Annotated in this window: 10 protein-coding genes; 6 read left to right on the forward strand and 4 right to left on the reverse strand. The window is 41.8% G+C overall.

Annotation, left to right across the window (positions count from 1 at the left end):
• Positions 1-73: 73 nt before the first annotated feature.
• Positions 74-625 (reverse strand): methyltransferase domain-containing protein, encoded by a 552-nt coding sequence (locus tag ACL8WY_RS12390; RefSeq protein WP_436515073.1) that lies wholly within the window; start codon positions 623-625, stop codon positions 74-76.
• Between the two features lie 349 nt (positions 626-974).
• On the opposite strand from ACL8WY_RS12390, the gene ACL8WY_RS12395 reads away from it, so the two are divergent.
• The 6 genes from ACL8WY_RS12395 (at position 975) to ACL8WY_RS12420 (ending at position 10,431) form a co-directional block, all read left to right on the forward strand.
• Positions 975-1,496: a hypothetical protein gene (locus ACL8WY_RS12395; RefSeq protein ID WP_436515074.1), complete on the forward strand. Its 522-nt coding sequence runs from the start codon at positions 975-977 to the stop codon at positions 1,494-1,496.
• A 112-nt stretch (positions 1,497-1,608) separates the two neighbouring features.
• The gene (locus tag ACL8WY_RS12400; RefSeq protein WP_436515075.1) at positions 1,609-4,410 is read left to right on the forward strand and encodes a tetratricopeptide repeat protein; all 2,802 of its coding nucleotides are present in this window, start codon (positions 1,609-1,611) and stop codon (positions 4,408-4,410) included.
• 76 nt (positions 4,411-4,486) lie between these two features.
• Positions 4,487-7,669 (forward strand): FG-GAP-like repeat-containing protein, encoded by a 3,183-nt coding sequence (locus ACL8WY_RS12405; protein ID WP_436515076.1) that lies wholly within the window; start codon positions 4,487-4,489, stop codon positions 7,667-7,669.
• A 21-nt stretch (positions 7,670-7,690) separates the two neighbouring features.
• Positions 7,691-8,317, forward strand: coding sequence for a DUF2306 domain-containing protein (locus tag ACL8WY_RS12410; protein WP_436515077.1), 627 nt, complete (start codon positions 7,691-7,693; stop codon positions 8,315-8,317).
• A 1-nt stretch (position 8,318) separates the two neighbouring features.
• Positions 8,319-9,029, forward strand: a complete 711-nt coding sequence (locus ACL8WY_RS12415; RefSeq protein WP_436515078.1) for a hypothetical protein — start codon at positions 8,319-8,321, stop codon at positions 9,027-9,029.
• Between the two features lie 52 nt (positions 9,030-9,081).
• A complete protein-coding gene (locus ACL8WY_RS12420; RefSeq protein ID WP_436515079.1) occupies positions 9,082-10,431 on the forward strand; it encodes an amidohydrolase family protein in 1,350 nt (449 codons plus the stop codon).
• 48 nt (positions 10,432-10,479) lie between these two features.
• On the opposite strand, the gene ACL8WY_RS12425 is transcribed toward ACL8WY_RS12420, so the two are convergent.
• From ACL8WY_RS12425 to ACL8WY_RS12435, 3 genes are all read right to left on the reverse strand, one after another.
• Positions 10,480-11,919: a flotillin family protein gene (locus ACL8WY_RS12425; RefSeq protein ID WP_436515080.1), complete on the reverse strand. Its 1,440-nt coding sequence runs from the start codon at positions 11,917-11,919 to the stop codon at positions 10,480-10,482.
• Positions 11,920-12,504, reverse strand: coding sequence for a hypothetical protein (locus ACL8WY_RS12430; RefSeq protein WP_436515081.1), 585 nt, complete (start codon positions 12,502-12,504; stop codon positions 11,920-11,922).
• Between the two features lie 71 nt (positions 12,505-12,575).
• Positions 12,576-14,885: a response regulator gene (locus ACL8WY_RS12435; protein ID WP_436515082.1), complete on the reverse strand. Its 2,310-nt coding sequence runs from the start codon at positions 14,883-14,885 to the stop codon at positions 12,576-12,578.
• Positions 14,886-14,945 lie beyond the last annotated feature (60 nt).

Here is a 14,945-nt window from a genome sequence, read left to right on the forward strand (position 1 = left end):
CTGATTTTTACCCTGGATATAGATTGAATAACCCTTCTCGAGAAATCGAGAAGGGTTTTTTTGTTTGAGCACATCACCCAACTTTCAATACAAAAATGCACCGCGTAACAGGATACACCGGATACGCATCGCAAGGTATTCTGATCGTCTTTACAACTTTCAATTTCAGTTTTCTGAATAACCTCAACCAGCCGATTTCTGATCGGAACGAATCACCCTTGGCCCAGGGAGATGTATTCAGATGAATGTTCCCTAGAAGCGCATCGAGCTTCGACTCTACAATATCTTCTCCAATTACAATATGGTTTCTGGAAATTCGGATGGCTTCTCTAAGTAATTGAATCTGGCTGTTGGTATGATGCAATACAAATAGGAATAGAGAAGTGTCAACGCTCTTGCTCAGCAATGGGATTTTTCGACCATCGAACAACTTGATATTTACACCTGATTCTGACTGATCAACCACGTCCAGCGGAATTGTTTTGTGACCATTTCTATCAAGGTAATCGCTAAACCAACCGGTACCCGCACCAATGTCTGCGCAGACGTTTCCATAAAACTGCTTAATGCTATCATACTTATAACTTCTTAAAAAGTCTCTGCGAATTTTAAAAAGCTTACACATAACTATTTTTAGAAAATTAATTACTACCATAACTTTTAGAATGTTTTGAAAATTGATGTTTAGTTAAAAAGGTGAAATTTGAATGTTAGTCACCTTAAAAAGACTTGACCACTAAAAAATAATTTGGTAAATCAGGTGTTTACTAATATTTAATTAAATCTGATACGATTATTGCAAAATCATCGTTTGAAGTGGTTGGGCACGCATTATTAAATCACTTTTGGAGGAAAACTTACTGAAGAAAAGTAAATAAACTGGCAGGCTAAATTTGAAGAGTGTAAGGTCATTTGCAATGATGTACGGCGAGGTGTTTAGGTGTTAAGAATGTTTTTACTCTAAACACAAACCTATGAAACCAAACCTATCATTAATTATGAGTCTGCTATGCTTTTGTATCCAGGCACAGGAAAAAGAATTTGACAAAATGGACTTCATGGTAGGTGATTGGCAGTTTGATGCCAGCTCTATGAATCCCGACGGAACCTACACCACCAACCAGACTTTTTTCACTAAGTGTACGCTTCTTTTCAACGAAACATCCCACAAGGATGACTTCTTTTATAAAGATCAAAGTGGAAATATGATTTGCTTCGGCACCACCATACGAACATATAATGAGGGCGAAAAACAGTGGGAGATGCTCTGGCTAGGAAATAACTTTTCAGTTACCACACAAATGGTGGGCGAATACAAAGACGGCAATTTCTATTTTGACGGAAAAGGCAAAGACCAGCGAGGCGAGTACCTGGAGAAGATCACCTTTTATGATATCTCCGATGAGCAGTATAAATGGAAGATGGATCGCTCGTATGATGGAGGGGAAACCTGGCTAAAGAATTACTTTAGCTATACCGCTTCAAAGGTTCAGTAGCCACTTCCCTTTCAGGCCAAACAGACGTGCGAGGATAATGTGGATTTGAAAAATGTGATCTGTAAATTATAGATTAACTTAATGATGCAAATCCACCATTCAAGACGTCCAAGTGAGGAATATTTTGGCCTTATGTATCTTATTTCTGTCATTCGCAGGCAATAGTCAAACGGAGCTGGACAGCCTGAAAAGGGAGGCGGCTTTCAATGACTCTGACAGCTTGAAGGTGATAGCGTACGTACAGCTGACCATTAAATACAATCGGATAAACTACGATTCAGCACTCAAGTATGCCATGAAAGCACAGTCGCTTTCAAGAGAGTTGAAAGTAGAAAACTTACTGGCTAGAGCTAAATTCCGGACAGCCACAGTATACATCCAGAAGAATGAAACAGAACTCGCGAATGCCGAGCTTGACTCGGCAATAGCCATTTGCCACAGAACGAACTACCGAAAAATTCTCTCATATGCCAAGTTGGAGAAAGCAAGACTTTTGCATAACGTTTCAAACTATGAAATGGCCGTCTCCAATTACTTTGAAACATTAGCCATTGCCGAGGAACTGGGCGACAGAAATACGCAAGCTAGAATAAAAAACTACTTGGCCTCCATTTACAATTATCAGATGCAGTATGATCTGTCTCTCAAGTATTACAAGGAAGCATTAAGCCTTGTAAAGGAGCTGAACTTCAAGCCGGGCATTTCGGCTATCCTAACCAATTTGGGAGACACCTACTTATCATTAAAAGCATACGATAGTGCCATTATTTATCAGCGAAAGGCGCTAAACATCAAAAAAGAATTGGGAGATAAACTGGGTACAGGAAGGGTGTATAATAACCTGGGAAATGTCTTCACATCATTAAGTGCTATTTCAAACCTTGATTCAGCCAGCTATTATTTTCAAAAAGGATTGGTAATAGCAGCGGAAATCAAGGACAAGAATTTAAAAGCGCTATCGCTTTACGGTTTGGTCCGTGTTCATTTTATGAAAGGTAATTTCGCAGAAGGCGAGCGTTTAGGCATTGAGCTTGTGAAAGAGACCGAGTCGCTACGGGATTTACCTCTGGCAAGCCGCAGCTATAGTTACTTATCATTGATATATGCTGCCCTTGGAGAACCTATGAAATCCATTACCTATAGAGAAAAAGGCAATGCATTAGCCGATTCATTGCTCAACAATGAGCGCGCTAAACTCACCCAGGAAATTGAAGCGAAATATCAAAATGAAGCTCAACAAAAAACAATTGCGTTATTAGAAACCGAAAATGAACTTCAGGAGCTGGCCATCGCCAAAAGGCAAAATGAGCGAAATGGACTGATTATCCTCGCCATCATCATTCTATTGGTTTTGGGCCTGATCATAAATCAGTACCGCATAAAGCAAGTAACCAACGTGCGGCTCAGAGAGCTTGACAGACTTAAATCAACTTTTTTTGAAAATCTTTCTCATGAGTTTAGAACACCATTGAGCTTGATAATGGCACCCTTGAAGGATCGTATGAAAAAGGAGCTGAACGATGAAGACAGAACGTTGCTTAGTAGTGTACTTAGCAGTGCGAAAAATCTGGATGAGCTGATAAAGCAGCTTCTGGATCTAGCCAAGCTAGAGAAAAACAAAATCGAACTGAATCCGGAAGCAATTGACCCTTCCCGGTTCTTTCGGGTAATTGCAGCTTCGTTTGAATCGTTGGCTGAAATGAAAGAAATTTCATTTGAAGTAGATATTCCTGAAGAAGAGCAATGGCTGGTATTCGATCCTGATCTGGTAAAAAAGATATGCAACAATCTGTTGAGCAATGCCTTTAAGTTTACGCCAGTCAATGGCAAGATTCACTTTAAGGTAGTATTTGATAATTGGCTGAGTATTCAGGTTGCAGATAGTGGCCCAGGGATTTCTTCGGAGGATCAGAAGTTGATTTTTGACCGGTTCTACCAGGTTGACGGGCCAAAAGCCTCAGGGACAGGGATCGGCCTTGCACTAACGCACGAACTTGTAGAAAAGGCTGATGGTAAGATTAGCGTTGAGAGCACATTGGGAAAAGGTACCTCTTTCGCCGTGACCTTGCCAGCTGAATATACATCACCACAGTCTTCAAATCAGAAGACATATGAAGCAGCAGAAAATCAAGTACTGCACCACGAAACAGCTTACTCTGAAGAGAAGCAGAACCTATTGATCATTGAAGACAATGATGACCTTAGATCTTATTTGCAAGGATTATTTAAGGAAACATTCAATATTTATGCGGCCTCAAATGGAAGAGAAGGCATATCGATCGCCATGGAAACCATCCCTGACCTGGTGGTTAGTGATATCATGATGGATGAAACAAGTGGATTGGAAGTATGTCGGACACTCAAACAAGACGAAAAGAGCAATCATATCCCGATCATTCTTCTTACTGCCCGTTCAGATCAACAAACTAAAATGGATGGTATTCAGCACGGAGCGGATGCCTGTATCACTAAACCTTTCGAGCCAGACGAACTAAAAGCTGTTGCTGGTAATCTGATTGCTCTTCGGGAGAAATTACGTGAAAAATATAAGAGCATCGGAGATGGGTTAAACAAACCTCCTGATAGACACCCCTTCGTCGCAAAATGTGAGCAGATTGTACAAAATCATCTTTCCAATGATGCGTTTAATGTGGACGACTTCACGAAAGAAGTGGCAATGAGTCGCATGCAGCTTCACCGAAAACTAAAAGCGCTCACCGGTTTGTCAGCCACAGGATTTGTGAGACACTACCGCCTTTTCAAGGCAAGAATATTGCTCGAAAAAGGAGAGCCAGTTTCTCAGGTAGCGTATGCTGTAGGCTTTTCCAGTTTGCCCTATTTCACGAAGGCCTTTAAGGAAGTTCATGGTCTGGTGCCCTCTCAGATAGCCAGAAAAGAGGGAAAGGTTACATAAGGATAAAAGGTTGATACATCTTTTATATCCATTCAAATACTAATTCTTGACTTTAGTACCACCTTAATCGATGCATATGAAAACGCTCATTTCAATTCCTTGCCTTTTACTTGCAATCTTCACTTCAGCTCAAACTTCCTTTCAAACGCCTGACACGTATCAGGTAGATTACGCCCCAACATCAATGGCGCTGGGAGATTTCAATGAAGATGGCTTCATTGATCTGGTAACAGGAAACTCAGACTCGAACAGTGAAAGCCTAAGCATACTTATCAATGATAAATCGGGAGGTTATTCAGACCGAACGGATATTGACCTGACGGATGGACCTCAAGAGGTAATAACAGCAGATATCAATGGAGACGATCACCTGGATTTAATTGTCACGATAGACAATTTGGATCAAATAGCTGTGTTGCTCGGAGATGGGGAAGGGAATTTTGGAAGCCCTGCTTATTTTACCACAGGTACAGACACCACTCCATACGGACTGGTAGCCGGCAATTTTAATGCAGATGCTTTTCCCGATATAATTACTGCCAACAGGGATGGCGATAACATCTCCATACTTGCAGGCGATGGGTCAGGCAGCTTTGGCACTCCGAGCTTTATCAGCGTTGGAGAATCACCTTGGGATATCGTTTCAGGATTGTTTGATGATGACGAGCACCTGGATATTGCGGTGGTAAATACGCTGGATGATAATCTGATGGTTCTGTTAGGTGAAGGTGACGGGACATTCCCTACCACAAATACAGTAGATAATTTCTTCGCTACTAAAATAGAACTAGCCGATCTCAACAATGACGACAACCCGGATATTTCAGGAAATAGCTCCTCTGCATTCATTACTGTACTAGGAGACGGTTTAGGAAGTTTTGGCACACCAACCAATATCAGCTATTGCGAAGGCCCTGGACACACAGGCGATCTGGATGGTGATGAAAATGATGATGCAGTATTCTTTACACGTGATTTTGCCATCTACACAGCAAAAGGAGATGGCTCAGGGGTATTAACTTATGATGTGAAATACCATATGATGGCAGGAAGCCAGGGGACGTTGCTGATAGCTGATGTTGACAATGATTCAGATATGGATATACTCGTTGCAGGCGCTATTGGCAGTCTGTCTTCAGACCAATTTTTGACGGTTTTGAAAAATAATGGAGACGGTTTTTTCAACGCCCCCATCCAATATCCCATATTGCCACTCGAAGGAAATTATGAAGGTGCATATGCGCTGGTCAAGGGAGATTTTGATGAGGATGGGGAAATGGATCTGGCAGCTACCAGCCATGAAGATGACCAGCTTGTATTGATATTTGGAAATAGTCTGGGGAGGTTCACACTTCCGGTCGCACTCGCTACCGGAGATGACCCGAGGGATTTATTGACCGGTCACTTCAATGAAGACGACCATCTGGATCTGATTACGCTCAATTGGAACTCAGATAACATGCGGCTCCATTTGGGAGACGGGGAAGGAAACTTTACTGCGGGCTCTAATTTTGCAACATCCTCCACGTCTCTCAATTTTGATACTGCTGATTTTAACAATGATAATCACTTGGATATAGTAGTATCAGGTGGTTCTGGCAATAATTTTGGCTTCTTCGCCGGCGATGGAATGGGTGGGTTTGCTTCGCCGGTATATACCGACCTGACCTCTTCGGTTTACGATGTTCGCGCGCTGGATGCCGATGAAGATGGAGATATGGATGTGGCTGTCAGCCAGAATTCCCTGGGGGAGGTAGTGATTTTTATCGGAGATGGAGCTGGTAATTTTTCTAACGATGCAAACTACGACACAGGCGATGCTTCCTGGCTAGAACTTGGTGATATCAATAACGATTCTCACATAGATATTTCAGTAGCCAACTCCAATAATGTTCTACTGGGGGCAGGAGATGGAACATTCTCAGTTCAACCAATTAGTGGCATTGGAGGCACCACACATTTTTTGATAGAAGATATGGATGTGGATGGCCAGCCGGATGTCATAACAGCATCTCAGAGCGTATCGAGTTCCTTTGGCGCAGGTGCAGTTATTGTTCATTCGCTCAATGAATCTTTGAGCGTTGTAGATTCATGGGAACAGGATGCAGGTTCGCTTGGCGGGTTCAAAGCTTTGATTCATGATTTTAACCATGATGGCCTGCCCGATATTGCATCCACAGATGTCAATTACAACGGAATATGGGTGTTGCTCAACAATACTGAAGCTGGATGTGATGAGCCAGTGATCACGGGAAGTTCCGGCAACCCACCAACATTGTGTGTAGGAGAGAGTACCACATTGAGCGTGACAGCTTCTGGTGATGATTTGGATTATCAATGGTCTAAAGATGGAGACCCAATCACAGGTGAAGATTCAAACTCGCTAATGATAGATGTTATCAGTGAAACAGATGCCGGCCTCTACAGTGTGCAGGTAACCAATAGCTGTGGATCCGATGGTTTGAGCTTTACGCTAAATGTAAATGCAACGCCTTCACAGCCTACCACTAACGGAAACTCTGGATGCACTGCAGAAACTGTAGAGCTAACCGCTTCAGGCGGATCAAATGGCAACTATCGATGGTATGATGTCCCTACCGGGGGAACTGCAATTTCAGGAGCAGTAAACGGCACCTATACTACGCCTACACTTTCTGCAACCACTAGCTACTATGTTTCCATTACTAACGGAGTTTGCGAGAGTGCTCGCACGGAGGTCGTAGCAAGTATTGTATCAGCTGCATCCATAACAAGCCAGCCCGGTGACCAAACTGTAGATGAAGGAGCTGCCGTCAACTTTTCAGTCACGGCCACTGGCGAAAATCTAACCTACCAATGGCAAAAAGATGGAGTGGGTATCTCTGGAGCCACCTCCAGTACACTTTCACTTACCTCGGTTAGCCTTTCAGATGGAGGCACCTACCTCTGCAATGTCACGAATGATTGTGGTACCATACCAAGCGATGAAGCCTCACTTACTGTCAACGAAACGAACCCCAATCCCTTGAGTGCCGTCAGCATTGAAAATCTGTCAGTCTACCCCAACCCATCCTATGGACAGCTCCACATTGATGGCTTGCCGGCAGGTCTGGGATGGTCGATCACCTTTATAGATCTTTCAGGAAAAAAAGTAGCAGAATTAAAATTTTCGGAACGAAGTAATACCCTCGATATATCTTCATTATCAAGGGGAGTTTATTGGGTAGACATTTGGAATGGCCGGGAAAGAATACATAGTCAGAGAATGGTATTGAAGTAATTTTCTGAAGCCACCTATTGTATGAAAACATTTCTAAAAATATCCGGCTGGGTACTTCTCATTCTATTGAGTCTATATTTCTACCTGGAAAGTGTGACTCCTTATTTTCTCCGGATTCTGGAACCAAGGAAGTTAGCTATCGAGCCCTGGCTGATCGCCCATTTTGCTGGAGCATTTTGCACGCTGTTTATTGGCCCACTTCAACTTTGGCCCAGGTTCAGAAAAAAGTATCCTTCCACCCACCGCACCTTGGGTAAAGTTTACATCGGGGGTTCTTTGCTGGGAGCAGTCACGGTGTTTTACCTCTTGTTCAATGGCTATCCATTGCCGGGCGGAATACCCTCTCTATTTGTGCTTGCCATGCTATGGATGTTTGTGACGATAGCAGCCTGGGTTTGCATCAGAAAGCGTGATATTGACAATCATAGAAAGTTTATGATTCGAAGCTATGTCTTCGGGTTGGCCTTCGTATTGATTAGGGTATTCAATCGACTGGATGCTTTCGGGTTTCCGGCTTTTCCGTTTATCGAAGACGAAATGATGCGATATACGCTTTACGAATGGGTATGCTGGGTCTATCCGCTAGTAATCACAGAGATGGTTTTTGTATGGTGGCCTATGGTGAAAACAGATCAAAAGCCAGGGTAATATGAACAATACTAGTAAAGCAGAAAATCGGTTTTTTCAGGCTACTTCCATTTGGTATTTACTAACCGTTTTTTGGGGATTCGCACCTTCTTTCTATTTACTAAAGCTCGTGGAAGAAGCGGAACCCTTGCCTGTTCATCTTGTCATCCATGGTGTCGTTTTCACAATCTGGATTTCACTTTACGTTGTTCAGGTTTTCTTAATCAGATCCAAGAATTACAAGCTCCATAAGTCATTGGGTTTGTTCGGTCTTTTTGTTATGATTTTGATGATACCGACAGGGTTGTTTCCAGTTATCTACAAGTACTATTCAGGTTTTTCTTCCATTGATGGAGTCGGACACAATGTCTTTAGATTATCCTTCGGGTATCTTTTTTTTGCGCTTGCATTTAGATATAGAAAGCAGTCTTTTATACACAAACGGCTGATGCTTGGATGCATGGTGATGCTGATGAGTGCAGCCATTTTCAGAATCTCATTTGATTTAGGAATGGAAAACAGTCAAATATTTAATAAAGGATTACAGATACTGCCGCCAGTAGCTTTGTTTGTTTTTGATTTAGCAAAACATCGCAAAATGGTACTTATTGACCTTCTTTCAGTAGCAGCTGTTTTTGGTACCTATTTTTTGGCAGATTACTTCTGGTTATCTGATTTAGGTGAAGGAATCATGGATGTGCTAATGATGATTTTTGTTCATCCATTTGTATGATTTAAATCTAAATGGTTTTTTTATGACTTGTCAAAATTTTAAAAGTGAAGCTATGAAACGCATTGTTCCTTTGTTCATGATCTTACTCTTGTTGTCTTGTGGTGTTTCGGAAAAACCTTCTTTTGACCTTATCATCACCAATGTCAACCTCATAGATGGAACAGGAACTCCTATTCAACAAGGAGTAAATGTGTATGTCAAAGATCGTTTGATTGTGAAAATTGAATCTGGAGCTCTCGAAGGAGAGGGAGGAGTGGTAGATGGCACAAGCAAATTCCTTATCCCGGGTCTTTTTGACTGTCATGTGCATCCCGGAGATTTTTCAGAGGAGTTTCCCGTCCTGATGCATTATGGCATCACATCCATATTCATTCCAGGTGGAAGCTCATGCAACGATGAGGTTTTTGCTCAGATGCGTGCGATTGGCAGTCAAGATTCCATACCTTCTCCACGAGTTTTTCATAGCAGCCATCATTTCACCATGGAAGGTCGCCATCCTGTAAAGACATATGCAAGTAGTAAATGGGTGGAAGGTGAAACAGTATTTTATCTAAGAGATACCGCACAGATTTCACGACTTGTTGGACAGGTATCTAAGCAACCAATATTAGGAATTAAACTGACTATTGAAGATGGACCAGCTCCACCTTTCGTAGAGAGAATACCACAGGAGTTTATTGTTAAGACGGTCGATGAGGCGAGTAAATATGGGTTGGAAGTCTTTGCTCATGTGAGTGACAATGAAGAGCTACGAATGGCAATTGATGGAGGAGCACAGAATTTGGTTCATTATACAGGAGTCAATATCAATCCTGAAGACACGGCCCACTTGGCACTCATTCAAAGAGCAAAGGAGCTGAACGTTTCATGGGTTACTACATTAATGATCGATAAGTCGTTTTTGTATCCTAGAAACCTTGAATGGTTTGATGAAGAAAGTATGATTGCCATGTATAAAGAAGTTAAGGGCGAGATCACGGAGGAGTTAAGGGAGCAATCCGAATTTTATTCAAAGTTGCTTCAGCGAGAATATGGGATCGAGAAAGACGGGCTTGAGGACTTCATCATTCCTCAGGTAAAAGATATTCAGTTTTTGATGGATGAGGGTTTGAATATGGTCCTTGGTACCGATGCGGGTAATGATTTCAATTTTTATGGATACAGCTTGCATGAAGAGATGCAGCTAATGGAAATGGGAGGCATTCAACCTATAGACATCATAAAAATGGGAACATTGAATGCAGCGATAATGATGCATGCTGAAGATAGCCTGGGAAGTATCGAAGTAGGTAAGCTTGCTGACATGATTCTGCTTGATGCAAACCCGCTGGAAGATATTACGAGTGCAAGGGCCATCAATTCCGTTTATAAAGGCGGAAGAATTCAGAAGAGAATTGAATAGAGACATTGACAATAAAAAAGCCCTCAAAAGAGGGCTCTATGTTTAAATCTATTCTTCGGCTTTTGGAGGCTTTGGTTTGGCTGGTGCCTTTTTAGCTTTCACTTCCTTAGCCATCTGCTTGATTTCTTCAGGAGATTTTCCTTTTAAGTACTCAGGTAGCTGCATTCCTGCCATATCAAACATCTCTTGCAATGGAGGCACTGATTTGTAAAGTCCTGAAATAAAGTTTGCCGTAGACGTTCTTTCACCTTCTCCATTCCCACTGTCCCAGACGGTCACTTTATCGATCTTGATATTCTTAATAGCTTCAGTTTGTAGCCTAACCAGCTCATCCATTTTATCGGCGATTATGAGTAGAACGGCATCCTTAGAATTCTTACCTGCTGCTTCTACGATTTGCTTAAATCCTTCTGCTTGCTTAGTCAATACTTCGAATATACCTTTTGCTTCAGCTTGCTTCTTAAAGAGAATTGCGTCTGCCTCTCCTTTCGCAATTCTTCTGATATTCTCAGCTTGGGCTTCAGCATCTATTTCCACTTTCTCCTTATCAATACGTGCTGGAATAACTATATCGGCGGTCTGACTAGCCTGATCCCTCTCTGCTCTGGCATTTTCTGCCTCCTGCTCCGCTGCATAGGCTTCTTCCAGCGCCTTTGCACTTTGCACTTTTTCGGCTGCAATAGCCTGCCTTTGTGCTTCTGCCTCTCTTTCTCTTCGAGTAGCATCTGATTGCGCCACTGTTATTTTGGCAAGGTTTTCACCTTCAACTGCCGTGGCATCTGCAGAAGCAACCTTCACACGCTGTTCCTGAACTGCATTGGCCTCACCAATGGATCCATCTCTATCTTTTTCGGCCACACTCTTACGTGCATCGTTAATTGCCTTGGCAGCCGCCTCCTTACCAAGTGCTTCTATGTAACCTGACTCATCTTTGATATCCGTTACGTTCACGTTGATGAGTTTTAGACCAATTTTCTTCAATTCAGCTTCCACATTGTTTGCAACATTGGCAAGAAACTTATCCCGGTTGCTATTGATCTCCTCGATATCCATCGTAGCTACAACCAATCTCAACTGACCGAAAATGATGTCTTTCGCCAGATCATGAATACTCTGCTGATCTAGTCCTAATAGCCTTTCCGCTGCATTGGTCATAATTCCTTCTTCGGTGGAGATACCAACAGTAAATCTAGATGGTACATCCACACGAATATTTTGCCTACTTAATGCGTTGGTAAGCATTACCTCGATAGAGATAGGAGTTAAATCAAGAAATTCGTAATCCTGAATGATCGGCCAGATAAAAGCTGCACCACCGTGAATACACTTTGCAGATCGCCCAAGGTCATCTGTACCTTTCCCCACTTTTCCGTATACCACTAGTATACGATCCGATGGACACCTTTTATAGCGTTGAAATAAACCAATGAGTAGTATGAAAATAAATACAACAACTACTCCAATAATTATTACAAAAGAACCTGACATTTATTTTGATTTAGTAATAAGTAATACATTATCTCCAATGATATTGGTTACCTCAATGACTGTGCCCATAGGCAAGTCTTTGGTGTCATCTGTGATGGCCTCCAACTCACGCAGGGAACCTTGAACCTTGATAGAGACTCTTCCAATATTAGCACGTTTTGCCTTTACAGGTAAATACACTTCACCAATTTTTCCAATAGCATTTTTGATTGACATGGTGCCACTATCTGTGAGTCGGCTGAAATAATAGAATATGGCAGCCATAAGTGTCATCATTGCAACGCCGGCTACTATTGAAATGACCAGTGTAAGGCCATAGGTAAACCCGGAATCGATGCATGCAATTCCTGTCCAAGAAAAAATGGTAAAGAATGCGACGAAATTTTTTAGTGTGAAAAACTGAAATCCGGCACCATGATCTGATTCTACATCGATATCTGCATCTCCTTCAGCATCAAAATCTGCCCCAAAAAATGTGAGTAGGGTTTGAATGATAAATAGGAGTGTAGAAGGAATCGCAAATCCCCAATATATCTGTTGGATCAACGACAAAGAATCCCACCATTCCGATAAGCTAAAATCCATACGGTAATTTTTGGGGTTGAATATACCAATTTTTGAATTCTACCACATGTAGAGTTAGTATTTATGCTCATTTATTTACGAGCTCCAAGCTGATTAGCTATCGCTTCAAAGAGGTCATGCGGATTGAATGGTTTGGTTACTACGCCATCCAATCCGGCTTTGCTGGTTTTCGTTGCTTTTTCAAACATGGCTGAAGCCGTAAGCGCAAGAATTGGTAGCTGATATCCTTTTTTCCTAAGAATTCTTGTGGATTCATATCCATCCATAACCGGCATTTGAAGGTCCATCAGTACAATGTCGTAATCAGATGATTCTACTTTTTTTATGGCTTCTTCCCCATTTACGGCTACATCTACTTTCATCTCCCATTTCTGCAGCAGTCTTTTTGCTATGAGCACATTCATATCATTGTCTTCTACCAATAGTACTTTATAGCCGGTTAGTTTCAGCTCTTCTGGACTTATTATGGCATCAAGTTCTTTTTTAATTGCCAGATCGAGGGAGAAAAAGAATACAGAGCCTTTGCCAGGTTCACTATTGAGATAAATTTTTGATCCCATTTGCTCCACCAGCTGTTTAGTGATGGATAAGCCAAGCCCTGTACCACCATATTTTCTTGTAGTGGATGAGCTTGCCTGCTCGAATGATTGAAAAATTCTGCCTCTCAAGTCATTACTAATTCCGATTCCTGTATCCTCTATTTTGAAGATTATCTCAATGTTGGAGTCTTCAAATATCCCTTTCGAAACGATAAAGTTTACGCTCCCTTCATCGGTAAACTTGATGGCATTGCCAAGTAGGTTGGTAAGTATTTGATTTACCCGGGTTTTGTCTAATTCAACGATAGCAGGAATACGGTCGTCATAGCTGAAATTGAGAGTTATATTTTTTGCTTGGGCAATGGACTTAAACACATTGTAAATATTTGAACAAAATTGCTTCAGATTGACATTGACTAGTTCAAGCTCAAGCTTGCCTGCATCAATCTTACTGTAGTCCAATACATTGTTGAGCAGCGTGAGCAGGTATTCAGAGGAGTGTTTTAGATTATTAAGTTCCTCAAGCTGGTCTTTACGCGGCTTTTCTTCAATGAGATGATAGGTGGTTCCGATTACAGAATTTAGTGGTGTCCGTATTTCATGGCTCATGATAGACAAGAAGTCAGACTTTGCTTTTGCTGCACTTTCAGCTTCTCGCTTGGCCAGTCTCCATGAATGGGTAAAATGTTCAGACAATATCAGCGATTGAAAGAGAAAGAAGATAAGCTGGCCTAACATCGATACCCAAAGAATTTCTTCAACCACATTGAGGTAGGCAAGTGATTTCATGCAGAATACAATGAGAATCCCAATCGTGCTATAAATAGAATATTTAGCACCTTTTTTCCCACTTATAATAGCACGGAAGTAAACAAATCCTGCGAAAAACATTCCAAAAAGAACAAGCAATAGAAAAGGCTCATTTAATCGTGTGAAAATGTGAACCGGGAGTAGCGTCATCAACGTCCAAATGAGAGATAGGTAAATGAAGAAGTTGGCAACTTTTTTTGGTGTCTCTTCCGGGAAGAGGTGTTTTAGGTATAAACAGAAAAAGAATGCTGTCAGGTAAAAGGTACTATACTCGATGGTCATCCCGATCCGATAGGGGATGTCAATGAGGTCGTGTAAAACATAGTTTCCCCAGCCAATGATTCGATAGGCGTATACCACACAAAAGAAGGAAAAGTACATAGCCATTTTCTCTCGCCGCCCATACAAGTAAAGGCCGAGAAAGAAGAATGCTCCCATAACCAGACATCCTGCCATAAATACATCATACACATCGTTCACAAACTTTTCATCCATCATGCTGGATAATGTGCCCAGCGTAATAGATGAGCCCAATCCCCCCTTGCTGTGAACAAAATTTGAGATGTGAATCACCAGATTTAATGTGTCGCTATTTATGTGAGCAAGTGAAACCAGGTTGTGCTTTCTGCCGGGCTGCTCAGCTGCTTTGCTTTCTCCTGGTTTACCCATATTAGCCAGTAATTGACCATTGACATACAAATGGTAGGCGCTAAACAGGTCAGGCACCTTGAGTGCCAGCTGAATGTCTATGTTTTTGATGATAGTCAGGGAGTAGGATCCATATCCCATCGCTGAAAGGCCGCTTTGTTCCCAGCGATTAGGTACCTGAATAGTTATGGGAGCTTCTCCTATCGCATTATTTGGATCAATAAACTGTGATGGATAGAATGTCCACTCACCATTTAGGCTAAATGATTCAATTGCCTGGAAATCATGGTTGACAATATTCAACCGCCCGGACACTGGTGTTTGTCCGAAACTACACTCACACGAAATGATGAGAATTAATCCACCAATTAATCTCCATAGCATACTTAAATTAACCGAATTAGAAGGAATTTAAAGTCGGTTTTGCCAAGATTCTTTTATTCG

The organism is Ekhidna algicida (assembly GCF_051379705.1).
GTDB lineage: Bacteria > Bacteroidota > Bacteroidia > Cytophagales > Cyclobacteriaceae > Ekhidna.